Here is a 26,176-nt window from a genome sequence, read left to right as displayed (position 1 = left end):
CAATTTATTTTTTGTTTAGCTAAATAAATTAATATAATGTTAAATAATTTAATTTTAGAAAAATATATTCCATTCATTAGTTTTATTGGTAAATAATCTATTTAAATCTGATAGATAGCACATTATTACTCTGCTATTTTCTGTTATCCGTAACATTACAATACCTCATAAATCGTTATGTATTTTATTATATAATGTATTTAATCAAATGATTAAATTTAATTAATACAAAAACTTAAGTTAACCTCAAAAACTGGTAACGCTTGTAATAAATCACTTTTCTTTGATGTAAAGCAACTACAACTTTTAGAAAATACGTAGTATCCACATTAACAGTTGGGTTTTATTGCCTACGTTAAAATGCTTATTTTTTAACAACAATAACAATAATTATTTCTCTATAAGCTTATGGGCTTCTTTTTTCTTGAAAATATAAATAATCAAGTGAGTAATGTATGAAAAACATCAAAGAGATGGCGTTACTTTCCACTCCCTTATCTCGCCGTCGTTTTGTAAAAACAGGTGCAGCGGGTGGTTTAGCAATAACTGCTGGGGGATTATCTCTCCCCTTTAATCAAGCCGTCGCCTCAGAAACAAAACCAACAACCAACAGCGAAAAAGTGGTATGGAGCGCCTGTACTGTAAACTGCGGTAGCCGTTGTCCATTACGTATGCATGTGGTTGATGGTGAAATTAAGTACGTCGAAACTGATAACACAGGCAATGATGTCTACGAAGAATTACACCAAGTTCGTGCCTGTTTACGTGGTCGTTCTATGCGTCGTCGTGTTTATAATCCAGACCGTTTACGTTATCCAATGAAACGTGTAGGTAAACGTGGTGAAGGTAAATTTGAACGTATTTCATGGGATGAAGCGTTTGATACTATTTCAGATACCATGAAACGTTTAATCAAAGATTATGGTAATGAATCTATTTATCTAAACTACGGTACAGGTACTTTAGGTGGCACTATGACGAAGTCTTGGCCACCGGGTGCAACATTAATTGCACGTTTAATGAATTGTTGTGGTGGTTATCTTAATCACTATGGTGACTATAGTACGGCGCAAATCGCGGCTGGCTTAAACTATACCTATGGTGGTTGGGCAGATGGTAATAGCCCTTCAGATATTGAAAACACCAAACTTGTCGTGATGTTCGGTAATAATCCAGGCGAAACACGTATGAGTGGTGGCGGTGTTACCTATTATGTTGAGCAAGCACGTGAAAAATCTGATGCACGAATGATTATCATCGACCCACGCTATACCGATACAGGTGCAGGCCGTGAAGATGAATGGATCCCTATTCGTCCGGGAACAGATGCGGCATTAGTCAATGCATTAGCTTATGTCATGATCAAAGAAGACTTAGTGGATAAGCCTTTCTTAGATAAATACTGTGTTGGTTATGATGAAACCACTATGCCAGAAGGTGCGCCAAAAAATGGTCACTATAAAGCCTATATTTTAGGTGATGGCGCAGATGGTCAGCCAAAAACCCCTGAATGGGCAGCGCAAATCACTGGCATCCCTGCTTCACGTATTGTTAAATTAGCGCGTGAAATCGCAACAGCAAAACCAGCTTATATTACACAAGGCTGGGGGCCTCAACGCCGTTCTAACGGTGAGCTTGCTTCTCGCGCTATTGCGATGCTCTCTATTTTAACGGGGAATGTGGGAATTAACGGCGGTAATACTGGTGCTCGTGAAGGCTCTTACAGTATTCCTTTTGTTCGTATGCCAACGCTAACTAACCCAGTCACCACCAGCATTTCCATGTTTATGTGGACGGATGCCATTTTACGTGGCCCTGAAATGACCGCAACCCGTGATGGTGTTCGTGGTAAAGACAAGCTTGATGTACCTATCAAAATGGTATGGAACTACGCGGGTAACTGCTTAGTTAACCAACATTCTGAAATCAATCGTACTCATGACATTTTGCAAGACGATAAAAAATGCGAAATGATTGTGGTGATCGATAACCATATGACAGCATCTGCTAAATATGCCGATATTCTACTGCCTGACTGCACTGCATCAGAACAGATGGATTTCTGTATGGATGCTTCAGCGGGTAATATGGCTTATGTTATTTTCGCTGATCAGGCAATCAAACCTCGTTTTGAAAGCCGTAATATCTATGAAATGACAAGCGAAATTGCAAAACGTATGGGAGTGGGTGAAAAATTCACTGAAAACCGTACTCAAGAAGAGTGGTTACGTCATCTTTACGAGCAATCTCGTCAAAACTTACCTGAACTGCCGACTTTTGAAGAATTCCGAGCTCAAGGTATCTTCAAAAAACGCGATCCTGAAGGCCATCACGTTGCTTATCGTAAATTCCGTGAGGATCCTGAAAATAACCCATTAACCACACCATCAGGCAAAATTGAGATTTATTCTTCTCAGCTTGCCAACATTAAAGCGACATGGGAGCTGGCGTCTGACGATGTGATTGATCCACTGCCTGTCTATTCTGCTGGCTTTGAAAGTTATGGCGACCCGGCAATGGAAAAATATCCATTACAAATGACAGGATTCCACTATAAATCACGCACTCACTCAACTTATGGCAACGTTGATGTCTTAAAAGCTGCTTGCCCTCAAGAGATGTGGATCAACCCTGTTGATGCGTCTAAGCGCGGTATCAAACACGGTGATTTAGTGCGTATTTATAACGATCGTGGTGAAGTTAGGATCAACGCAAAAGTTACACCTCGTATTTTACCTGGTGTAGTCGGTTTAAGTGAAGGCGCTTGGTATAACCCAGATAGCAACCGTATCGATCACGCAGGTAGCATTAACGTGTTAACGACACAACGCCCTTCACCTCTCGCTAAGGGTAATCCTTCTCACAGTAATCTTGTTGAAGTCGTCAAGGCGTAAGGAGTCTGGTTATGTCAACGCAATATGGTTTTTACATTGATTCAAGTCGTTGCACCGGCTGCAAAACCTGTGAACTGGCGTGCAAGGATTTTAAAAATTTATCCCCTGAAGTCAATTTCCGCCGTATCTATGAATATGCGGGTGGTGATTGGACAGAGCAAGATGGCGTTTATACACAGAACGTTTTTGCTTATTACCTATCTATTTCGTGTAACCACTGTGACGATCCCGCTTGTGCCAAAGTTTGCCCAAGTGGTGCGATGCATAAACGTGAAGACGGCTTTGTTGTCGTTAACGAAGATATTTGTATCGGTTGTCGCTATTGTCATATGGCTTGCCCTTATGGCGCACCGCAATTTGATGAAGTCAAAGGTCATATGACCAAATGTGATGGTTGCTATGAGCGTGTAGCCGAAGGTAAAAAACCGATTTGTGTCGAATCTTGTCCACTACGTGCATTAGATATGGCACCGATTGAAGAGTTACGCGCTAAATATGGTGATTTAGCTGAAATCGCCCCACTTCCTTCAGCAAAATATACCAAGCCAAATATTGTCCTTAAATTAAATGCCAATAGCCGTCCTGTGGGTGATACCACCGGTCATCTGGCAAACCCAGGGGAGGTGTAAGATGGTGGGATTGCATGAATGGCCACTAATGTTTTTTACCGTTATCGGTCAAAGTGTTGCTGGCGCTTTTATTATTATGGGATGCGCTATTCTTTCGGGTAAGCTCTCCGCAGAAATGAACCGAAAAGTGCATTACAGCATGTTTGGACTCTGGGCATTAATGGGAATTGGTTTCTTACTATCCATGATGCACATGGGAACTCCACTACGTGCATTTAACTCATTACTTCGTCTAGGTCACTCATCATTAAGTAATGAAATTGCCAGCGGTTCAATTTTCTTTGCACTGGGTGGTATTTACTGGTTACTGGCTGTACTTAATAAAATGCCCGCTGCATTAGGTAAATTATGGGTCGCGCTGGTTATGGTATTAGCCGCATTATTTATTACGGCGATCTCTCGTGTATACCAAATTGATACCGTTCCAACTTGGTATAACAGCTACACGACATTTAATTTTGTGCTAACCGCCTTTATCGGTGGCCCTATTTTAGCGGCACTTTTACTGCGTATTGCGGGTTTTAACCTCAATTGTGTCAGTGCATTGCCATTATTAAGTGTTATCGCGATTGTTGTGAGTGCCATTGTGGCAACATCACAAGGTTTTGAATTAGGCTCTATTCAAACCTCTGTGCAAAAAGCGGTGGATTTAGTCCCTAACTATGGTGCTTTAATGGGTATTAAATTAGTGGCTTTAGTTTTAGGCTTAAGTTGCTGGATTGCGCCACTGTTACGTAAAAATAACCCTTCTGTTGCATTGTTAGCATTGGGCTTTATTTTAGTGTTTGCTGGTGAGTTTATAGGACGCGGTGTGTTCTATGGTTTACATATGACTGTCGGTATGGCGATAGTTGGCTAATTAAAAACGGCTACCTTTAAACCGCTGTAATAGTTAAAAAGCCCATACTTTTTATCTGTTATGGCGGTTTTCCTTTTATAATGCGGTATCACTCTTTTTTAATCTTCGTCATTATGTTTAGATAGAAAATCGCATATAGTAAAGACAATAAATCTAAGCGGATTATAAAAATATTATGGAACAACAACTTATTACTGATATCTCTCTCACTGCGCGTATTTTAGGCGCCGCGTTTTATTACGCACCTACGGAGAAAAGTGACATTGTCGAGCTGCTATCTAGTCAAAAGTGGGTTGAAGAATGGCCTTATGGCAGTGATGAAGAAAAGCAACGCATTGCTAACCTTCTTTCACAAACCACATTAGCGGAAGAAACTTTAGCACAGGCATATCAACGTTTATTTGTCGGCCCTTACGCACTACCGGCGCCACCTTGGGGCTCTGTTTATCTTGATCATGAAAATGTATTATTCGGTAACTCAACATTAGATTTACGCGAGTGGATGCTAGAAAACGGCATTGATATTGCATTAACTCAAAATGAGCCAGAAGATCACTTTGGTTTAATGGTGATGATGGTGGCATGGATTGCAGAAACTCGCCCTGAAAAATTAAATGAGCTATTAGCTGAACACCTTCTGCCATGGGCTTATCGTTATTTAGAAAAGTTATCTTTGCAAGGCGCATTCCCTTATTACGAAGGTTTAGCCATGCTGGCAACATTAACACTAAAAAACTGGCAATCTCAGTTAAATGTCACTCCTGCTGAAAAACAGTTATTTTGTTGATTTACAATAGACAGTAAAAATGTGAAGCCCTAAAGGCGAAATAAATTCTCGCTTTTAGGGCTTTGATATATAAAAAGTTAACGTTCTTATGATTGTTTCGACCAAAACTGATAAAGCCTAGGTTGTGTTTCATCTTCGGTTTTTATCTGTGTAAATTGGAGGCCATCTTGTTGCTCTGGTTCCTTTCTTAATACTTTAGCAATATGGGCTGTCGATAGTCCGTAAGGCTCTGCATCCTCATTAGAATAAGCATAAAAAATTTTAGAGATCCCCGCCATACGCATTGCGGCAAGACACATTGGACAAGGTTGTCCACTGGCATAAACAATACAATCATCTAGTTTTGTTCGCCCTAATACTTTACCGGCTTCCCGTAATGCTAATAATTCAGCATGAGCAGTGGGATCATTTGTCGTTATTATCTGATTAACAGCACTTGCAATCACTTGACCATTATTCACAATAACTGCGCCAAATGGCCTTCCCCCCACTTTCACATTATCCATTGCAAGCGATATGGCTTGTTGTATAAATTGGTTATCTGACATTATTTTGCCCCCGCTTGTTCAAGTATATTAACAATATTTGTGTAACCTTTATCTTTAGCCAAGGTTAAAGGTGTATGGCCTGAACCATCAGCAAGATTAACATTAGCTCCACCTTTAATAAGTAAAGTCACAATCTCTTCATATTTTTGGCTACCATCACCTAAAATAATTGCTTCAATTAAAGCCGTCCAACCTAAACGATTAATATGATCAACATCTACACCAGCATCAATCAATGTTTTTACTGTTTTTACATGACCTCGCTCTGATGCAGGAATTAATGCTGTTCCACCATAACGATTAACACTTTTAAGCGAGGCGCCATGCGATAACGTTAATTCTAAGATCTCCTGTAAACCTCTTGCACCCGCATAAAGATACGGTGAATCATGAATAGCATCACGGGCATTAACATCTGCACCATGCTCAATCAGATATTTTGCAACCTCAATTTGGTTGGCATGTGTAGCCGCCATTAGCGGTGTGCGTAACTTTAGATCACGTTGTTCAATATTTGCACCTTGTTCTATCTGACGTTTTAATTCAGATAAATTTCCCTCTTGTGCCAGTGTAACTAGGTATGCCTTATCAGAATTTGCCATCGCTTTAACCATAAAGATAGATGAAATCATTAACAGGCTTAAGAAGTATAAAAACCATTTAGCCTTTAGATAGAGAGTATTCATTCAATATCTCCTAGAAAGTGCTAATTCCCACTCATTTAATTAGCCTACTCTTTGAACTCACTCCATATCTAACAAAGGCATGACATTATTTCAACAAATCAAGGGGTAATAAACCATCTATTAAGTCATTTTTATACTTTTTTTACACTTCCCATATCTCTTTTATCAACATCTTTACAGACCTTTAAGTACGCTCACTCAATCTAAATAGTAAAAGGATTGTTCTGATGCTGATATTCGGTGCTGTGGCATTAGTTGTTTTGCTCACTGCTTATCTTATCTATGTATTATTTAACGCAGAGGCATTTTAAAAATGGCAACAACGATGTGGATATATCTTGCTGTTTTTCTTATCACATTATTTGTAATGGGGAAAATACTTGGACATTATTTAGCTCGCCTTATTGAAGGTGACTTACCTCATTGGGTTACTCAAATCGAACATATTGTTTGGCGTTGTTGTGGTTTTAAACCCGCAGGAAAAACAATCCAGCCGATGAGCTGGTATCACTATATGCTCGCTCTACTTATTTTTAATTTAATGGGCGCAATTCTATTATTTGTCATATTGCTTAACCAAGGCTATTTACCTTTAAATCCTCAATTTGCCCCTAATATGAGTTGGGATTTAGCGTTAAATACCACAATTAGCTTTATCACAAATACGAATTGGCAAGCTTACAGCGGTGAAATGGCTGTCAGTTATTTAAGTCAAATGACGGGGCTTGCCGTACAAAATTTTTTATCTGCAACAACAGGTATTGCTGTTGCCTTCGTTTTAATTAGAGCATTAACTCAATCTTCTTGTACCTCATTAGGGAATGCTTGGATCGATATTGGGCGTATTACGTTATATGTTTTATTGCCTTTAGCCATTATTTGGTCGCTGTTATTTGTCAGCCAAGGCGTTATACAAAACTTTCATCCTGCGGTATTAAGTCAAGGTCTTGATGGACACCAACAATGGTTACCAATGGGGCCTGTTGCATCTCAAGAAGCAATTAAACTCTTGGGTACAAATGGTGGTGGATATTTTGCAGCAAACTCTGCACATCCTTACGAAAACCCAACGTCATTCAGCAACTTCTTGCAGATCCTTGCCATATTTCTTATTCCTACTGCCTTATGTTTTGCCTTTGGTCGTTTAAGTGGGATGCAACGCCAAGGCTATACCTTACTTTGGGCTATGACGCTAATTTTCATTGTTGCCGTTGCTGTGATCACTTGGGCTGAATGGCAAGGAAATCCAGAGCTTATCTTTGCTGGTACAGATAGCTCACTAAATATGGAAGGCAAAGAAACACGCTTTGGCATAATTGGTAGCGCGATTTTTGTTGCTGTCACAACAGCGGCATCTTGTGGTGCAGTCAATGCCATGCATGATTCATTAACGGCTTTAGGTGGCATGGTGCCAATGTGGTTAATGCAAACCGGAGAAGTGGTCTTTGGCGGTGTGGGATCAGGATTTTACGGCATGATCCTCTATGTATTATTAGCCGTATTTATCGCTGGATTAATGGTTGGGCGAGCACCTGAATACCTTGGTAAAAAGATTGGTGTTGCTGAAATGAAATGGGTAGCGGTTGCTATTTTAATCTCTCCAGCCGTGGTTTTATTAGGCACAACCCTCGCCTTATTTACTGATATTGGTCGCGAAGCCATTTTAAATCCAGGTCCTCATGGTTTTAGTGAAGTGTTATATGCCTTTACTTCTGCTGCTAATAATAATGGCAGTGCCTTTGCTGGACTTAACGCCAGCTCACCTTTTTACAATCTATTATTAGGGCTTGCCATGTTGATTGGCCGTTTCGGTGTCATGTTACCGGTTTTAGCTATTGCAGGTAGTTTAGCCGTGAAAAAACGTCAGCCAGAAAGCCTGGCAACTCTCTCTACCACTTCACCGCTATTTATTTTGTTATTGATCCTCACTGTATTAATGATCGGCGCCCTGACTTTTGTTCCAGCATTAGCACTTGGCCCTATAGCAGAACATTTACAACTGTTTTGGGCTAAATAAGGAAACGTATCATGAAAACAACGCAACTTTTTGACAGAAAAACCGTGATGTCGGCTTTCTTTGATGCAATAAAAAAATGCACACCTCAAGCACAATGGCGTAACCCCGTTATGTTTATTGTTTATGTTGGTGCGCTTTTAACTAGCGGAATTTGGATTGCTTCGCTGTTAGGTTATCTCCCTAATGATAATCACTTTACTTCACAAGTAATGATTTGGTTATGGGTGACATTGCTATTTGCCAATTTTGCTGAGTCATTAGCAGAAAGTCGAAGTAAAGCACAAGCAGCGAGCTTACGTGGAGCCAAACAACAATCCAAAGCAGTACGTTTACATCACGCAGATATTAATTCCTCGAAAGAAACCGTAGACTCTTTCTCACTGCATAAAGGTGATATCGTTTTAGTCAATGCCGGTGAAGTTATTCCTTGTGATGGTGAAGTGATTGAAGGCGGTGCTTCTGTTGATGAAAGTGCGATTACAGGGGAATCAGCGCCGGTGATCCGTGAGTCAGGCGGTGACTTTTCTTCTGTAACAGGAGGAACTCGAGTATTGTCAGATTGGCTGATTATTCGTTGCACTGCTGAAGCTGGCAATTCATTTCTCGATCGCATGATTGGAATGGTGGAAGGCGCTAAACGTAGAAAAACGCCAAATGAAGTGGCTTTAACTATCCTATTAACCGCTCTGACACTGATTTTCTTATTGGCTTGCATTACCCTTTATCCATTTAGTGTTTTTGCTGTCGAATTTCAAGGTCATGGCGCTGTTATTTCAGTAGTAACCTTGATTGCGTTGTTAGTATGTTTGATCCCTACTACGATCGGTGGATTGCTTTCATCGATTGGTGTGGCGGGTATGAGCCGAATGCTTGATGCCAATGTAATTGCAACCAGTGGGCGCGCTGTGGAAGCCGCAGGTGATGTTGATGTCTTGCTTCTTGATAAAACGGGCACTATTACACTGGGTAATCGCCAAGCATCTCGTTTTATTCCTCTTTCAGGTATTAGTGAAAAACAGCTTGCGGATGCAGCACAACTAAGTTCGCTTGCAGATGAAACGCCTGAAGGCAGAAGCATTGTGATCCTCGCTAAACAACGTTTCAATTTGCGCGAACGCGATTTAGCGTCAATTGGGGCTTCTTTTATTCCCTTCTCTGCAATGACAAGAATGAGTGGCGTTAATTTAGGTGAACGCTTGATCCGCAAGGGTTCTGTTGATGCTATTCGTCGCCATATTGAAGTCAGTCACGGTCATTTTCCTGATGAAGTCACCACAATAGTCGAACAAGTGGCAAGAACGGGGGGAACACCGCTGGTGGTGGTCGAAAATCAGAAAATCTTAGGTGTTGTTGAGCTTAAAGATATTGTGAAAGGCGGAATTAAAGAGCGTTTTGCTCAACTTCGCCAAATGGGTATAAAAACGGTCATGATCACTGGCGATAATCATCTTACGGCAGCGGCTATCGCAGCAGAATCGGGTGTTGATGATTTTCTGGCTGAAGCAACACCTGAGGCAAAATTGGCATTAATTCGTCAATATCAATCTGAAGGTCGATTAGTCGCAATGACCGGCGATGGTACTAATGATGCTCCTGCATTGGCACAAGCTGATGTCGCTGTTGCGATGAATTCAGGTACTCAAGCTGCCAAAGAAGCGGGAAATATGGTTGATTTAGATTCTAATCCAACAAAATTAATCGAAGTGGTGCATATTGGTAAACAAATGCTAATGACACGAGGCGCTTTAACTACATTTAGTATTTCCAACGATATCGCAAAATACTTTGCCATTATTCCTGCGGCTTTTGCAGTCACTTACCCACAACTCAATATGCTTAATGTCATGAACTTACATTCACCCGCATCTGCAATGTTATCTGCCGTTATTTTCAATGCCTTAATTATAGTCTTTTTGATCCCTCTAGCCCTTAAAGGTGTTCACTATCGCCCTGTTTCTGCGCACTCATTATTGCGCCGTAACCTCTCTTTATACGGGATCACCGGGTTATTAGTCCCTTTTATTGGCATTAAAATCATCGATATGATCTTAGCGTTTATTGGGTTTTAAGGAGTTTTATATGCATCTATTTCGTTCATCTTTAGTGATGTTATTATTACTCACACTAATAACTGGGCTTGCCTATCCTTTACTTGTTACAGGATTAGCCAACCTTATTTTTCCGTGGCAAGCAAACGGCTCTCTCGTGTATAAAGATAATAAACTTATTGGCTCTGAATTGATTGGGCAACAATTTACGCGGGATGATTATTTTAAAAGTCGTCCATCAATGACGTCAGAAATGCCCTATAACAGCATGGCATCAGGTGCTAGCCAGCTGGCAACATCAAATCCATTACTTCTTAATGAAATAACTAAACGTATCCAAACATGGAAAAAAACAACGGATAATCAACATGTTGTTCCTGTTGATTTAGTCACAGCATCAGGAAGTGGGCTTGATCCTCATATTTCACTACAAGCAACTTATTATCAAATTGAAAATATTGCATATTCTCGCCAACTCACTAAAAATGAAATTGAGCAATTAATAAAAAACAATACAACATCACCATTATTGTCGTTTATGGGTGAACCTGTTGTGAATGTGTTTATGCTAAATCAGGCACTAGATAAATTAAGTGCAGAAAAACAGCAGAAAGTGAGTACTCAATAAAATGGAACTCGAAAAGCAGTGGCAACGACCCTCACCCGATGATTTACTCGCTTCAACGCGAACAACAACTCGTGGACGCCTAAAAATATTTTTTGGCGCTTGTGCTGGCGTAGGGAAAACTTATGCCATGTTACAAGAGGCTCAACGCCTCCACCAGCAAGGTATTGATGTGCTTGCTGGTGTTGTTGAAACGCACCAACGACAAGAAACGGCTGCGCTACTTCATGGGTTGCCTTTATTACCACCACTGCGTATTCATCATCATGGAAGAAAGCTTGTAGCATTTGATTTAGATGCCGCATTAGCCAGACATCCTGCCGTGATATTAATGGATGAACTGGCATTTAGTAATCCACACAAATGCCGACATCCTAAACGTTGGCAAGATGTGGAAGAACTATTGGATGCCGGTATTGATGTACTTGCCACAATAAACGTACAACACATTGAAAGCCTTAACGATATTGTGGGAAGCATTACAGGAATTCGTGTTCAAGAGACGATCCCTGACTATATTTTTGATAGTGCTGATGAAGTGGTTATGGTGGATTTACCGCCTGATGATTTACAACAACGTTTGCATGAAGGCAAGGTATATCTAGCCGGACAAGCAGAACGAGCCATCGAACACTTTTTTCGTAAAGGTAATTTAATCGCACTACGAGAATTAGCTTTACGTCGTATGGCAGATAGAGTTGATACACAAGTTAAAGAATTTCGAGATAGCCAAGGAGCATCACCTGTTTGGCACACCACAGATAGTCTAATGGTGTGTCTCGGTGCTCATGGTGGTAACGACAAATTAGTTCGTACGGCAGCTCGTTATGCTGCCGCTTTTGGTTGCCAATGGCATGCTATTTATGTTGAAACCCCTAAACTTCATCAAATTGGTGAGCATAAACGCCGGGCAATTTTGCACTCTTTAAAACTGGCACAACATCTAGGTGCAAGAACCGCGATCCTTTCTGATAACCAAGCTGAAAAAGCAGTGATCCGTTACGCCAGAGAACATAATCTTGGGAAAGTGATTATTGGTCAGCGTGCTTATCAAAAATGGCAATGGTTAAAACGTTGGATACGGATGCGGTTTGCAGAAAAACTAGCACGCTATGCACCCGATCTTCATGTTATCAGCGTTGCTCTTAATGACGAGGAGCTCCGTTATAAAACCAAAACAGCACCACTACAAAATGAAAAATGGCGACAAGAGATAAAAGGCTATCTTACAGCGATAGGAATATGTTTAGCGATCACCTTGTTCTCTCGCACATTTCTATTAGCGCTTGATAAAGCCAATTTAGTGACACTCTATTTATTGGGCGTAGTATTAATTGCTCTCTTTTTTGGTCGTCGCCCTTCTATTTTTGCAGCATTAATCAATGTCATTAGTTTTGATTTGTTCTTTGTACAGCCTCATTTTTCACTTGCTGTACTCGATATGCAGTATTTGATCACTTTTACAGTCATGCTTATTGTAGGATTGGTAGTCGGTAATTTAACTGCGGGTATGCGTTATCAAACACGCGTTGCTCGTTATAGAGAGCAACGCACTCGCCACTTATTTGAAATGACAAGAGAGCTGGGACGCGCGGTAACATTACAAGATGTTGTTCGTACCAGTTACCATTTTTTATCGAGTGCGTTTGATGCAAAAGTTTGCTTATTACTCCCCAACAAACAAGGTGAATTAATGCCTTTTCATGCCAAAGGTATGGGGCATTTACCTATTGATAATGGCATTGCGCGCTGGTGTTGTGATAAAGACCAAATTGCAGGTGCTGGTACAGATACGTTACCAAGTGTGCCTTACCAATTACATCCGATTACCGCATCTCAACAAGTTTTAGCTATTTTAGCTATTGAACCTAATAATCTTCGCCAATTGCTTATTCCAGAACAACAGCAGCTATTGCAAACGTTTAATGGTTTGATTGCTAATGCACTCGAACGATTACAACAAGCTGAAATTGCAGAACAATCTCGAATTAACATTGAACGGGAGCAATTAAGAAATGCATTATTAGCGGCGCTTTCTCATGATTTAAAAACACCGCTTACTGTGCTGTTTGGGCAATCAGAAATTTTGCTTCTCGATTTAAGTGCTGAAGGTTCATCCCATACAGAACAAGTTAACCAAATTCGACAGCAGATCCTCACAACCTCGCGTTTAGTCAATAATCTACTTGATATGGCACGTATTCAATCTGGTGGTATTGAAGTGAATTTACAATGGAATTCACTGCAAGAAATTACAGGCAGTGCCATTCGGTCACTCTCTTATTTACTTGATAAACATCCATTACAAATTGATATTCCGGCTGATTTACTGCTTTATTGTGATGGTAATTTAATTGAACGGGTTATCACGAACTTACTTGAAAATGCAGTAAAATATACGACTCCAAACACAAAGCTCGGAGTAAGAGCCTATATTGAAGCCTTTAAAATTCATGTTGAGGTGTGGGATGAAGGCAATGGCATTCCGACTGACCAACTACAACTTATTTTTAATAAATTTTCACGCGCAGTAAAAGAATCCGCAATTCCTGGTGTTGGCTTAGGTTTAGCGATATGTAGCGCGATTATTCGCTTACATGAGGGTGAAATTTGGGCTGAAAACAATAATTTTTCTGAAAACCATAAAAAAGGTGGAGCAAGTTTCCACTTTGTTTTACCTTTAAAATTACTCCCTGATATTGATGAGATTGAAATAAAACAGTGACTCCATATAACATTTTAATTATTGAAGATGAAAAAGAGATCTTACGCTTTGTTCGGCTTGCTTTAGAGAACGAAGGATTTCGTGTTTATGAAGCCAGTGAATGCCAACGAGGATTAATTGAAGCGGCATCAAGAAAGCCTGATTTAGTTATTCTTGATCTTGGCTTACCGGATAAAGATGGTCTCTGCTTTATTCAAGATTTTCGTCAATGGAGTAGTACACCCGTTATCGTACTTTCAGCTCGAGATTCGGAACAAGACAAAGTAAAAGCGCTTGATGCAGGAGCGGACGACTATCTAACTAAACCTTTTGGTATTAGTGAGTTATTAGCTAGAGTTAGAGCGTCACTACGCCGTTTTGTTAAACAAGAAAATGAAAACACACAATTTACCTTTGGCGATATTACGATTGATTGGGTTAATCGTATTGTTACTCGTCAAAATGAACCTGTACATTTAACGCCGACTGAATTTCGTTTACTAAGTGAATTGGTTAATAACAGCGGAAAAGTGCTTACTCAACGGCATTTAATGCAACATGTTTGGGGGCCTAATTTCGTTGAACATAGCCACTATTTGCGCATTTATATGGGTCATTTACGCCAAAAACTAGAAACCAATCCCGCATGTCCTGTGCATTTAATTACAGAAACGGGGATCGGTTATCGATTCATGCCGTAACTGAGGGTAATAGGAAAATAAGCAAGGTTAATTTATTAATCAGCTTTCTTGTTTATACAATATATACATACCTAATCCCCGTAAGATCTCACCTGACCAGAAACCATAAAACATCCCATTATCACTTCCTTTTCTGACTGCTGGGGACCAACTGCCATTCATTGGGCTTGTCGGAGACACCACGTGATAGTGTTCAATAAGTTCAGTAACAGACTTTTCAATGATCCAATCTAGCTTGTTATTTTTACATCCAGACAAAGAAGCAAAACAGAGACCACATAGCCATAATCCTGTCATATGACCGACAAAATTTCGATTTTCTGGCGGTGGCGAGTCAGCAGGAAATTCACAAGGAAATCCACCGGCTTTTTCGAAGAAATGAATAAGATAATCAACCCAATTATTTGTAAATTGAATAAGGTTTTCAGGAATGCTTTTCTGACATAAAACTAATTCATACCACGCTCTGGCAGCAGAAGCGAATGCACGAGGTTGATAGCCAGCCCATGCATCACTACCCCAATGATTAAAAGTAAAGGTATCTGCCTCACCATACTCAATGTTATCCCATCGGTTCCACACATATGCCATCGCGACGGGTCCTTTTATCTTAAATTTATCTTCATAAGCTTTCTGAGCATCAAACAGAAACTGACACATATTTTCTAAATGTATCTGCGCATTTTCTTCATAAATATAAATAAATGGATGTTGATAACCGGGATAAGGTAATCCACGCCACGAATCGAATTGAGATGAATCTTTTGTAGAATTATTGGAGAAAGGAATAACGCCAGGTGTATATGCGAGCTTATTGAGGTCATTATAGCTAATGTCACAATCACCAATCAGCCCTTCAAAACTATCATTACCGGATAGAGTGATTGAAAACTTATGTGTCCAACCATCAAGATCATTAAAATGAGTTGGTATATCGTTAAAGCAATACCAAGTGATTTCTGAACTATCGCCTTCTTCAAGTTCATAAATAGCAAGAGTGACACTAGAGACTGCTTGTAAATTCGGATGTGTAGGTTTAATTTCATTGCCTGAATAATAAGGCTGATAATCCATTAATATAAGTGTTTCAGGCGTTAATTGAATAGTAGACCACTGATCTTTCGTCATAGGTAATATCCAATACCAACGCCAGAGATAAGCATCGTAAATAATGATTTTCCATTTATCTCTATCCAATTTATACGTAAATGATGTTGGTATCGCCTTTCCTTCAGTTGTTAACCAAAAACCCACCATTATTTTACTGTTCTCTTTGAGCCGCACATGTTGTACAGTGGCTGAACGACCATCAATAATATTATCTTTGAACTCAAATGAAGTTTCGATATCTTCGTCGAGTTTAATATATCCCACATCATTAACTGTAAGATATTCAATATCATTATTTTTTTGAACAAATGAACTTACATTAAATTCATACTTTATAACGTCATTATTAATAGAGGTATGAGGAAGGTGTAAAAACCAATTTTTCACAACATCACTATTTCTTTGTGAAGTAGTATCCATATTAATTCTGACTTTTAATGGTACTTTATTTTTATCGACTCCCCCTACATTAATAGTTATTTTAGAGTTCTGATCAATTTTCTTTGAAATACTTTGTTGTTCTAAAGTCACTACTGCTTTTCCATCTGTCTCTATTCGAATAAAACCTTGTTTATTTCTATCAAGAGAGATATGACGGCTCTTGGGGTAGTGATACTCGTAGGAAATCCCATCAGTAAATGGACTTAACTCAGTGGTCGATTGCCTGAAAAACTTATCGTTAGAATCAATATTCGCATATCGCATACACATTAATGCACTGTTTCGCCAAGCTAACCAATAACGGCGTTCGTTCGTTATTTTCCATAATGTATAACTTGCCTCTAAAAACCATTCTTCAGCATCAGCAGCATTACCATAATTTCGCTTATCGATAATAGGAATATTGAGTGGTCGATTATGCCATGCCATATTTCGTGTTATCAGAAAGCCGCCTTGTTCAACAGGCTGAATATTGGCATGACACAATTTCCATAATCCATTAATTGGCGATGCCATTTTTACATAACCTTTAGGTTCAATTGCTCTTTCTTCTAAAATATGGCCTTGGTTATCAATTTTTCGTCCATATAAATCAATCAACCATGCTAATTCAACAGACTCACCCTTTTGGCTCCAATTAATACTTCCATCATTATTCAGTTCAACAACTCGGGCATTTATATTAGGATAAGATAATACGCCACGATAAGCTTGTGTCACGATATCAAGATATTCCCCCCAATAAGGCGCTCCGTGTGGTATTTGACATGTTCCATCAACAAACATAATTTCAGTATCAATAAATCCTGAATTAGTGGGTTCATCAAAGTTAATTGGCCAATTAGATAAAGTAGGCTCTTTACCATTAATAATCCATTGACTTAACCATCTATCATGGGGAGGGTCGGGTATTTCTTGGCCTTGATAGAAATATTTAATATAGGCATCAAAACACCAGATTGCCTTATCTAGCCAATACTTATCTTTTGTTGCTTTATATACATAGAGATAACCTAATATTTGTAAAGATTGACCTTCAGTTGTTGCATCTCCATTAGGTTGTGACTCTAAGCGTGTATATCCGATTGTATGCCTATTATTTGATAAAACACCATCAGGATTAAAAACAAAGTGCTGTTTACTTCTATCTATTGTTAAACCGGTATTATTATCAAGAAAACGTTGGTGCCCAAATAACAAATTATAGACAGACATTAAATTGTCATTCTGATACATGCATACCTCCACCAATAAATCGCCCTAACCACGTCCCGTTAAGGGCTATAAATTGAATCATATCAATAGCATTTTTATTCCAAGATAAGAGAGGCTTACGACCTAAAGGCCATAATACTTCATCAATAAAAACGACTTGATTTGCGCCTGAACCTTGCGTCATATGAAGTAAAATCTGAGAGCCAGATATAGCAGTAGGAAGTTGAATAAACGTTATTGGTTCATTAAGTGTTGTGGTATACCAGGCATTTATGGAGTAAGGTAAATATAATTTATCTCTAATTGGTTTAATATCCATTATATCTATGCCAATTTGTTCTTCTTTATTAAATTTCCTTTCTCCTATTACTGTTTTTAATATCTTCATTATTTTCATAAAATTAGCCTTATTTAAAATATATTTAAGATAATCAATAAAAATATATTAATCTCATTACTCTAATAATGGATAAGGTTGTTTATTACTGGATTTTACTTAACATCTTATCTTTAATGTATTATTTACCTTAGTAAATATTATTTATGAAATCTCTTCGTTAAGTAAAAACACCAACATTAGATAATTAAATTAATAAAAAACCTATTCCCTTCTATATTTAATAATAGAAGAAAATAGGTTAATTTATCGATTAATATTTAAATTTATTAGGCCATCGCCGAAATGGTTTTTCTAAAACGTAATAATGCTAATGAGAAAAACACCGAACCAATAACAATTAAGATAATGAATTGTGGCCACACAATAGAGAAGTCAGCACCACGATATAAAATAGCTTGCGCTAAGCTAACAAAGTGTGTGGTTGGCATTGTTTGCATTACATCCTGTACAAACTGAGGCATACTTTCTCGTGATGTCATCCCTCCTGATAACATATTTAATGGCAATAATACCATAATCATCAATAAACCAAATTGGGGCATTGAGCGTGCCATTGTTCCTAAAAAAATACCTATCGAGGTTGTCGCAAATAAGCTTAAAGCAACACCACACATAAACAGTAAAACAGAGCCTTCAATAGGAACATGAAGTAGAGATTTCACGACTAATACCAGCGACATAGCTGATGCCAATAATACAACCAATCCCATTGACCATATCTTAGAAAGCATAATTTCAAAAGGAGTTACAGGCATAACCAATAAGTGTTCAATGGTGCCGTGCTCTCGCTCTCTTATTAATGCAGCCCCTGTTAATACTATCGATAACATAGTGATATTATTGATAATTGCCATAACAGAGCCAAACCAAGATTGTGTTAGGTTTGGGTTAAAACTCATTCTAACTTCCAAATCAACAGGTAGTGGATCGTTAGTCCTATTTTTCGCTAAAAAAGTTTTTGCTTCACCCATTACAATGTTTTGAATATAGCTATTACCTAGGAAAGCTTGGCTCATTCTGGTTGCATCGATATTAACTTGTATTTCAGGTTTACGACCGGCTAAAAGATCGCGCTGAAAATTAGGCGGAATATCGAGTGCAAAGGTATAAGCCCCTCTATCTAACAAACCATCAATTTGTTCAGGAGTAATATCGGCTGGAGGCAAGAAATAAGGCATATAAAAACTATTTACAATACGTGCAGATAGCTGTGATTTATCCTGATCAGCAACAGCTATTGGCGCGTGATGTAATGAGCCAGGTGTAACAGTTGCTGATGAATAAATTGATACCGTAAAAGCAAATACAATTAATGCCAGCATCGCTTTATCACGAGAGAGACTGCGTAGCTCTTTTACGCCTAAATTAAACACATTTTGGATTGTGCGCCACATTTAAGCCTCCTGCTTTTTCAAGAAAAAGACACTCAACCCAATAACAATTGGGATAGTGATAAGCAAAGGAATAAAAGACCAAGGTAAATCAAAAAGGTTTAATCCTTTAGAGAATGTCCCTCTAGAGATAGTTAAAAAGTGAGATGTAGGATAAATATGCCCTATCCATTTACCGATACCTTCCAGTGACGAAACAGGATCAATCATTCCTGAAAATTGCGTTGCTGGAATTAAGGTAATAATTGAAGTACCAAAAATGGCAGCAATCTGACTTTTCATAAAACAAGAAATAAGTAATCCCATTCCTGTAGCAATAGTGATATAGAGTAATGCCCCTAAAGAAAGCGTTAACATACTCCCTTTAAAATTCACCCCAAATACAAAGACCGAAAGCGCACAGAGCATAAAAAAGTTAAACATGCCCAATAAGATATAAGGAAATTGTTTACCTAATAAAAACTCTGCTTTGGTAATGGGGGTAACATAAAGATTAATAATAGAACCAAGCTCTTTTTCACGAACGACGCTCAACGCACTTAACATTGCAGGGATCATCATTAATAAAAGAGGAATAACTGCGGGTACAATTGCGGGTAAACTTTTTACATCAGGGTTATAGCGATAGCGAGTTTCTATATTAATAGGTGCCAACTTATCAACCACATTAGTGGGTTGACGCATAGCCATATCGAGCATCCATGTTGAATGCATTGCCTGAATATAACCACGAACAGTTTCAGCCCGATTAGGCATTGCACCATCAATCCAAACACCTATTTTTACCGTATGACCTTTAGCAACATCTCGTGCAAAATTGGGTGGAATTTCAATCGCAACTGTAATATCACCACTACGTAGTCGCTTTTCTAGTTGGTCATAATCTGTGATTGGTGCTTTTTCAATAAAATAACGAGAGCCTGAAAGGTTTTGGCTATATGCCTGACTTAGCCCTGTCTTATCTCTATCCATGATACCAAAACGTAAGTTTTCAACGTCCAAGCTAATACCGTAACCCATAATAAACATCAGGATCACCGTACCTAATAGCGCTAAGGTAAGACGAACAGGATCTCGGCGTAACTCCATACCTTCACGAATACTGTAGCTAAATAAACGTCGTAAGCTAAATCGTTGCTTTAATGCTTTTTCTGCACTTTCATTACTAGATGTAGGAAGCTGCAAGCTTTTTTCATCAAGTTCAGGTGTTTCTTGTTCACCTGATGCTTTTTTAAGATAATCAATAAAGACTTCTTCAAGTGTATCAAATTGGCTATTTTTAACTAAATTTGCAGGTGTATCTGTCACTAATACTTTACCAGCATGCATCAAGGACATTCGGTCACAACGCGCTGCTTCATTCATAAAGTGAGTTGAGATAAAAATAGTGACACCGTCACGTCTAGATAGATCAACCATCAAGTTCCAGAACATATCTCGCGCAATGGGGTCAACTCCTGAAGTGGGTTCGTCAAGGATCAACATTTCAGGTTTATGGATAACAGCGACAGCAAGCGACAAGCGTTGACGAATACCTAATGGCAAACCATCGGGCATTATTTCTTCTACGTCAGTTAAATTAAAACGCTCACTCATGTCCTTAACACGCTGAGGAATTTCCTCTTCTGGAATATGAAAAAGCTTGGCGTGTAACTCAAGATTTTGTCGTACAGTCAATTCACTATAAAGTGAAAATGCTTGTGACATATAACCAACACGACGGCGAGTCTCAATATCTTTAGGGTCAACTTCTTGACCAAATAACCAGGCTCGCCCTTCACTGGCTTCTAGTAAACCAGTTAGCATTTTCATGGTAGTTGATTTACCACAACCATTCGATCCTAAGAAACCAAAAATTTCTCCTTTAGGAATACGAAAGCTAACATGGTCTACGGCAACAAACTGACCAAAACGCATGGTTAAATCTTGTGCTTCAATGGCGATAGTATCATCGTCACTTTTATCTCTTGGCGGGATAATAACTTTTTGGTGATCTTTCTTTTTCTCTTCTGGTAATAATTCGATAAAAGCAGCTTCTAGTTCATTAGTATGAGTTTTGGCTTTTAATTCATCCGCGTGACCTGTTGCTAATATTTTTCCTGCATCCATAGCAACCAGCCAATCAAAACGTTCAGCTTCTTCCATATAAGCGGTCGCAACTAATACGCTCATATTTTTTTGACGCTTACGTATACGATTAATTAATTCCCAAAATTGTGCCCGTGATAATGGGTCAACCCCTGTAGTGGGTTCATCAAGGATCAGCAATTCTGGATCATGAATAAGCGCACAACATAAACCTAGTTTCTGTTTCATTCCCCCAGAAAGTTTACCCGCAGGTCTATCTCTAAATGGCGCTAAACCGGTACTTTCAAGTAAGTCATTTATGCGTTCTGCCCGTTCTTGTTTTGATTGCCCAAATAAACGACCAAAGAAATCAACGTTTTCAAAAACAGAAAGTGTGTGATAAAGGTTTTTACCTAACCCTTGAGGCATATAAGCAATGCGAGGGCAAACGGCTCTTCGATGTTCAACATCACTCATATCTCCTTTTAAAACAATTACTTGCCCTGTTTGAATCTCTCTCGCACCAGAAATAAGAGAGATCAAACTCGATTTTCCTACGCCATCAGGACCAATTAATCCGACCATTTTTCCCGCAGGAATAGTCAATGTCACATCATCAAGCGCTTTGGTATCGCCATAATGTTGGGATACATGAGTCAATTCAATGATATGAGAATGACTTTGCGTTCTCATTGTTTGACTCATTGTGGTAATTTCACCTCTAAATCAGTTGGCCAAGATTGGTTGTTATCTAAGCGAATATAAGCACGACCCGGTAAACCAGTTTTGACATATTCAAGGTGTTTTTCAAGTAATTCAGGAGCAATACGAGCTCTTACACGGAACATGAGTTTCAATCGTTCATTATCAGTTTCAACAGTTTTGGGTGTAAATTGAGCGACACTGGCAACATAGGTTGTTTTAGCAGGAATAACGATATGAGGTGCGGCATCTAAAATAATGTGAACTTCACTTCCTAATGCAGCTTTACCCGCGGCTTCTGTTGGTAAAAAGAAAGTCATATACACATCACTTAGATCAACCATATTTAATACACGACCGCCAGCACCTAAAACTTCACCAGGCTCTGCGACGCGATACTGAACACGACCGTTACGCGGTGCTTTTAAAATACTGTCATCCAATTCCGCCAGAATACGTCTTTCGGTTGCTGTTGCTGCATCCACTTTTGTATTGGCTTGAATGATCCCCGCTTTAGCCGATTCTATTGCGGCAATAGTCGCCGTTTCTTGAGCTTTAGCAGCTTCAACCGCTGCTCTTGCACCTTCTGTTCTTGCAATATCATCATCTAATTGTTGAATAGAAATGGCATTCGTTTTTACTAATGCACGAGAACGGTTAAGTCTTTTTTGTGCGGCATCAAGCTCAGCAATACGTTGACGAACAACTGCTTGGGCTGCAAGTTGTTCACTTTTACGTTGTGATAATGCAGATTGCGCAGTGACCACGCTACTTTTTGCTTGGTTTAATTGAGCTTGAACTTCATGAAGTTGTTCTTTAAGTGTTCGAGTATCCATGTATGCTAACACTTCACCCGCTTTAACAAAATCACCTTCTTGAACTAAAATAGAGTCTATTCTTCCCGGACTTTTCGTTGAAATATCAATTTCTGTTGCTTCTATTCTCCCATTACTTTGAGCAAATCCTGAAGGAAGTGTTGGCGCTTGAGATTTCCACCAAAAAACTCCCGCAGCAACAACTGCGACGAGAATGATGCTATAAACAAAAAAACGACTCTTTTTTTGATTTTTCATATAAATTATTTAACCTTCCTTTAGCCATAAAAGAATACCAAAAATATGTTTATCCGCTGTATGTAAGAAAATAGTTAAACAATGAGACGTATTAGTTTTTTTATTTTATATCTATTTAAAAATAGTTCATTTGTGTTGATAAAGCTAACTCACTCACTATAAAAAAAATAAAATTTCAAACCCTAACCTTATGAATTATAAATGTTATGTCATTATAATAGAGCTTTAACTCAAATTAATGTAGTACTTTTATCACATAATCCACCATCTATTTTTGATTATTCAAGGAAACACACAAATTGTATATAGAAAATCCATTTTCGTTACATTCAAATACAAATGAAATAATAACGAATAGTTATCAACTGCTCGTTAATATTAAAACATTACTTAATTTTTTCATAAGAATTCAATTTTAAATTGAATTCTTCTCTAATTTAAAATTATCAAAAAATGTATTTATCATATAATTTAATAAATTTTATATTTTAAATCTCATCATATAAAATAAAAATAAAAATAAAAAGTAAAAATAGCATTATTATTTTTGTTTTTAAAAAATATTATTAGCTACGATTTATATTTATTCCCTTCTTTAAGAAAAAAAAACTAAAAAATATAACGTGTTGATTTTTCCAATTAAAAAATAAAAGAAAACTATTACATGATGAAGATCGACAAATTAAAAAGAAAATTGAGTGTTCAGACCACTTATGTCTTAAACTTTTTATATAGTGATTATTGCCGTTAGTTATCAAAGTACGTTGATGCAATTAATTAGAATTTAAGATCAAGATCGTAAAATCCATATGATGATATCAAATCAATTTTAATTAAAAACAAGAAGGGTTATATGAATAATATTAAGTATAAACTCGCCACAATGACACTTTGCACTCTATTTGCTACCTCTGTTTTTGCAAATATCGACACACCAATTCGCCTTGTTATTCATGGTGGTGCAGGAACAATCACTAAAGACACTATCACGCCAGAGCAAGAAAAAGAGTACAAAGAGAAACTAACCGAAGCATTAAATGCAGGATATGCTGTTTTAAATAGTGGAGGCACTAGCATAGAAGCCGTTCAAAAATGCATTAATGTTATGGAAGATTCACCATTATTTAATGCAGGAAAAGGTGCCGTTTTTACCCATGATGGTCGTAATGAACTTGACGCTTCTATTATGGATGGTAAAACCCGTAAAGCTGGTGCTGTTGCTGGTGTAACTACGGTTAAAAATCCAATTAACGCAGCCATTGCGGTGATGGAAAAAAGCCCACACGTTATGATGGTATCAAATGGTGCCGATCTTTTTGCTAAAGAACAAGGACTTACTATTGTTGATCCTTCCTATTTTAGAACTGAACATCGTTGGCAACAACTTCAAAAAGCGATAGAAAAAGAACAAGTTGTTTTAGACCATGATGGTAAAACAGCCGCCCTTTTTGCTGATCCTATGATGTACGATTATAAATATGGCACCGTAGGTGCAGTCGCTCTTGACCAACATGGTAATTTAGCAGCGGGAACTTCTACGGGAGGAATGACAAACAAGCGTTATGGTAGAGTTGGTGATTCCCCAATTATTGGAGCGGGTAACTATGCTGATAATGAAACCGTTGCTGTATCCGCAACAGGATCTGGTGAAATGTTTATCAGAACATTAACTGCCTTCAATATTGCAGCCCAAGTTAATTATAAAAATTTACCTTTAGAAGAAGCCGCTCAAAATGCACTTGATGAAGTTAAAGCCATTAATGGTAGTGGTGGTGTTATCGTATTAGATAAAACAGGTAACTACACAATGAGTTTTAATTCTGAAGGTATGTATCGTGGCACAATTGGTAATGACGGAAAACCTGTTGTCGCAATTTATAAAGAGTGATTTAAATAGCTATTGATTATTTAGCACCCGATTTTTACTGCTATCTTCATTATTTTCAAGTCGATAAAAAGTGAAAATTTTGGGTGCTAAAATGGCCTAATCTCCCTTTTCCTCCTATTATTCCTTACTTTTTTTCTTAACGTTATTTATCACTATTTTTTCCTTAACTTAACTTGATCGTTATTTACCCCAAAAGTGCTCATCAAGCAATCAAATCGATGACAAAACAAACAAGATCGTTTCTACTTATTAAAATGATCCTTTGAAAAAGTAGCTTTTTTCTTTTTTGGATCTGTTAGAATATTCATCATGGTTATGTTGATTTAATAAGGAAATCATAGTGGAATTTCACCACGACGATCAGGAGTTAACACCTGAAACATCGCTAGTTTTGTCTGAAAAACAAGCATTATTGGATCTTAATACAACATTCACCTCGCCTGCTCATACTAATCCTGCAATGGCATATTTAATGAGTTTGGGTTCAAAACGTAGTCGTCAAACAATGGGATCGTTTTTAACTATTGTTGCTAAGATGATCGGTTTTTCTTCTCTTAAAAATTGCCAATGGGGAGCACTTCGTCGTCATCATATTCAAGCTATTATTGATATGTTATCTGATGCCAATAAGGCTCCTGCCACTATCAATACTTATCTTGCTGCGTTAAAAGGTGTTGCTTTAGAAGCTTGGGCAATGAAACAAATGGATACTGAAAGTTATCAGCATATCCGCCAAGTTAAATCGGTAAGAGGAAGTCGATTACCTAAAGGCCGAGCACTCACTAGTAGTGAAATTCGTGCTTTATTCAGAAATTGTGAAAAAGACAATTCATCGAAAGGTTTAAGAGATGCTGCAATATTAAGTGTGTTATTAGGCTGTGGATTACGTCGTTCAGAAATAGTGGCGATCAATTACGAGCACATTCAATTTCGAGATCAAGCTTTTCTTGTTAGAGGTAAAGGTAATAAAGAACGTATATCTTATATGCCCGATGATACTTGGGATCGCGTTCAACTATGGATTGATGAAATAAGAGGCACACAAGATGGTCCTCTTTTCACTCGTATTCGCCGATTTGATGATGTCACCGATGAGCGGATCACCGATCAAGCTATTTACTATATTTTAGAAACTCGACAACAAGAAAGTGGTATTGATAAATTTGCTCCTCATGATCTACGAAGAACATTTGCTTCTGCAATGCTTGATAATGGTGAAGATATTGTCACTGTAAAAGATGCCATGGGACATGCCAGTATTATGACGACTCAACGTTACGATAGGCGTGGCGATGATCGACTAAGAAAAGCAGCTAGACATTTACGTTTTTAAGTTTTTTAAATAATTTACTTTTGATAAAATTTAATAATAATCCCAAATCATTGAATTA

General features: G+C 38.2%; 19 protein-coding genes. 12 read left to right on the top strand and 7 right to left on the bottom strand.

The window, feature by feature from the left end; all coding sequences use genetic code 11:
• Positions 1–455: 455 nt before the first annotated feature.
• The 4 genes from dmsA (at position 456) to dmsD (ending at position 5,169) form a co-directional block, all read left to right on the top strand.
• On the top strand, positions 456–2,894 hold the full coding sequence (gene dmsA / locus GWJ01_RS16245; protein ID WP_109402310.1) for a dimethylsulfoxide reductase subunit A: 2,439 nt from the start codon (positions 456–458) through the stop codon (positions 2,892–2,894).
• Between the two features lie 11 nt (positions 2,895–2,905).
• Positions 2,906–3,523, top strand: a complete 618-nt coding sequence (locus GWJ01_RS16240) for a DMSO/selenate family reductase complex B subunit (protein ID WP_109402311.1) — start codon at positions 2,906–2,908, stop codon at positions 3,521–3,523.
• 1 nt (position 3,524) lies between these two features.
• The gene (locus GWJ01_RS16235) at positions 3,525–4,382 is read left to right on the top strand and encodes a DmsC/YnfH family molybdoenzyme membrane anchor subunit (RefSeq protein WP_161711315.1); all 858 of its coding nucleotides are present in this window, start codon (positions 3,525–3,527) and stop codon (positions 4,380–4,382) included.
• 175 nt (positions 4,383–4,557) lie between these two features.
• Positions 4,558–5,169 (top strand): Tat proofreading chaperone DmsD, encoded by a 612-nt coding sequence (gene dmsD, locus GWJ01_RS16230; protein ID WP_161711314.1) that lies wholly within the window; start codon positions 4,558–4,560, stop codon positions 5,167–5,169.
• A gap of 86 nt (positions 5,170–5,255) precedes the next feature.
• Here dmsD and GWJ01_RS16225 read toward each other — a convergent pair whose 3' ends face one another.
• Both GWJ01_RS16225 and GWJ01_RS16220 read right to left on the bottom strand, forming a co-directional pair.
• Positions 5,256–5,717: a nucleoside deaminase gene (locus tag GWJ01_RS16225; protein ID WP_109402314.1), complete on the bottom strand. Its 462-nt coding sequence runs from the start codon at positions 5,715–5,717 to the stop codon at positions 5,256–5,258.
• Positions 5,717–6,403: an ankyrin repeat domain-containing protein gene (locus GWJ01_RS16220; RefSeq protein WP_161711313.1), complete on the bottom strand. Its 687-nt coding sequence runs from the start codon at positions 6,401–6,403 to the stop codon at positions 5,717–5,719. The genes GWJ01_RS16225 and GWJ01_RS16220 overlap by 1 nt, the downstream gene beginning before the upstream one ends.
• A gap of 227 nt (positions 6,404–6,630) precedes the next feature.
• Here GWJ01_RS16220 and GWJ01_RS19075 point away from each other — a divergent pair, with 227 nt between their 5' ends.
• The 6 genes from GWJ01_RS19075 to kdpE are packed head-to-tail and all read left to right on the top strand — an operon-like array spanning position 6,631 to position 14,498.
• On the top strand, positions 6,631–6,714 hold the full coding sequence (locus GWJ01_RS19075; protein ID WP_099660395.1) for a potassium-transporting ATPase subunit F: 84 nt from the start codon (positions 6,631–6,633) through the stop codon (positions 6,712–6,714).
• A 2-nt stretch (positions 6,715–6,716) separates the two neighbouring features.
• Positions 6,717–8,420 carry a potassium-transporting ATPase subunit KdpA gene (kdpA, locus tag GWJ01_RS16215; protein ID WP_161711312.1) on the top strand — a complete coding sequence of 568 codons (1,704 nt, stop codon included), beginning with the start codon at positions 6,717–6,719 and terminating at the stop codon, positions 8,418–8,420.
• Positions 8,421–8,431: 11 nt separating this feature from the next.
• The gene (gene kdpB / locus GWJ01_RS16210; protein ID WP_161711311.1) at positions 8,432–10,489 is read left to right on the top strand and encodes a potassium-transporting ATPase subunit KdpB; all 2,058 of its coding nucleotides are present in this window, start codon (positions 8,432–8,434) and stop codon (positions 10,487–10,489) included.
• Positions 10,490–10,499: 10 nt separating this feature from the next.
• Positions 10,500–11,096, top strand: coding sequence for a potassium-transporting ATPase subunit KdpC (kdpC, locus tag GWJ01_RS16205; protein ID WP_109402318.1), 597 nt, complete (start codon positions 10,500–10,502; stop codon positions 11,094–11,096).
• A gap of 1 nt (position 11,097) precedes the next feature.
• Positions 11,098–13,818, top strand: a complete 2,721-nt coding sequence (gene kdpD / locus GWJ01_RS16200; protein ID WP_161711310.1) for a two-component system sensor histidine kinase KdpD — start codon at positions 11,098–11,100, stop codon at positions 13,816–13,818.
• On the top strand, positions 13,815–14,498 hold the full coding sequence (gene kdpE, locus GWJ01_RS16195) for a two-component system response regulator KdpE (RefSeq protein WP_161711309.1): 684 nt from the start codon (positions 13,815–13,817) through the stop codon (positions 14,496–14,498). Before kdpD ends, kdpE begins: the two co-directional genes overlap by 4 nt.
• A 39-nt stretch (positions 14,499–14,537) precedes the next feature.
• Here kdpE and GWJ01_RS16190 read toward each other — a convergent pair whose 3' ends face one another.
• The 5 genes from GWJ01_RS16190 to GWJ01_RS16170 all read right to left on the bottom strand — a co-directional run bounded on the left by GWJ01_RS16190 (position 14,538) and on the right by GWJ01_RS16170 (position 22,897).
• Positions 14,538–17,285 carry a phage tail protein gene (locus tag GWJ01_RS16190; RefSeq protein ID WP_161711308.1) on the bottom strand — a complete coding sequence of 916 codons (2,748 nt, stop codon included), beginning with the start codon at positions 17,283–17,285 and terminating at the stop codon, positions 14,538–14,540.
• A complete protein-coding gene (locus tag GWJ01_RS16185; RefSeq protein ID WP_109402321.1) occupies positions 17,272–17,661 on the bottom strand; it encodes a hypothetical protein in 390 nt (129 codons plus the stop codon). The genes GWJ01_RS16190 and GWJ01_RS16185 overlap by 14 nt, the downstream gene beginning before the upstream one ends.
• Positions 17,662–17,930: 269 nt before the next feature.
• Positions 17,931–19,058 carry an ABC transporter permease gene (locus GWJ01_RS16180; RefSeq protein WP_109402322.1) on the bottom strand — a complete coding sequence of 376 codons (1,128 nt, stop codon included), beginning with the start codon at positions 19,056–19,058 and terminating at the stop codon, positions 17,931–17,933.
• Positions 19,059–21,815 (bottom strand): ribosome-associated ATPase/putative transporter RbbA, encoded by a 2,757-nt coding sequence (gene rbbA / locus GWJ01_RS16175; RefSeq protein ID WP_202611267.1) that lies wholly within the window; start codon positions 21,813–21,815, stop codon positions 19,059–19,061.
• An 8-nt stretch (positions 21,816–21,823) separates the two neighbouring features.
• A complete protein-coding gene (locus tag GWJ01_RS16170; RefSeq protein WP_161711306.1) occupies positions 21,824–22,897 on the bottom strand; it encodes an HlyD family secretion protein in 1,074 nt (357 codons plus the stop codon).
• 853 nt (positions 22,898–23,750) lie between these two features.
• Between GWJ01_RS16170 and GWJ01_RS16165 the strand changes: the two genes are divergently transcribed.
• Positions 23,751–24,785: an isoaspartyl peptidase/L-asparaginase family protein gene (locus GWJ01_RS16165; RefSeq protein WP_161711305.1), complete on the top strand. Its 1,035-nt coding sequence runs from the start codon at positions 23,751–23,753 to the stop codon at positions 24,783–24,785.
• 340 nt (positions 24,786–25,125) lie between these two features.
• Complete coding sequence (locus tag GWJ01_RS16160) at positions 25,126–26,118, top strand: tyrosine-type recombinase/integrase (protein ID WP_161711304.1); 993 nt, start codon at positions 25,126–25,128, stop codon at positions 26,116–26,118.
• The last annotated feature ends 58 nt before the right edge of the window (positions 26,119–26,176 follow it).

The organism is Proteus sp. G2618, from assembly GCF_009915995.1.
Classification (GTDB): domain Bacteria; phylum Pseudomonadota; class Gammaproteobacteria; order Enterobacterales; family Enterobacteriaceae; genus Proteus; species Proteus terrae.
Note: the sequence above shows the minus strand (reverse complement) of the source record. Positions and strands in the feature narration are given on the sequence as shown.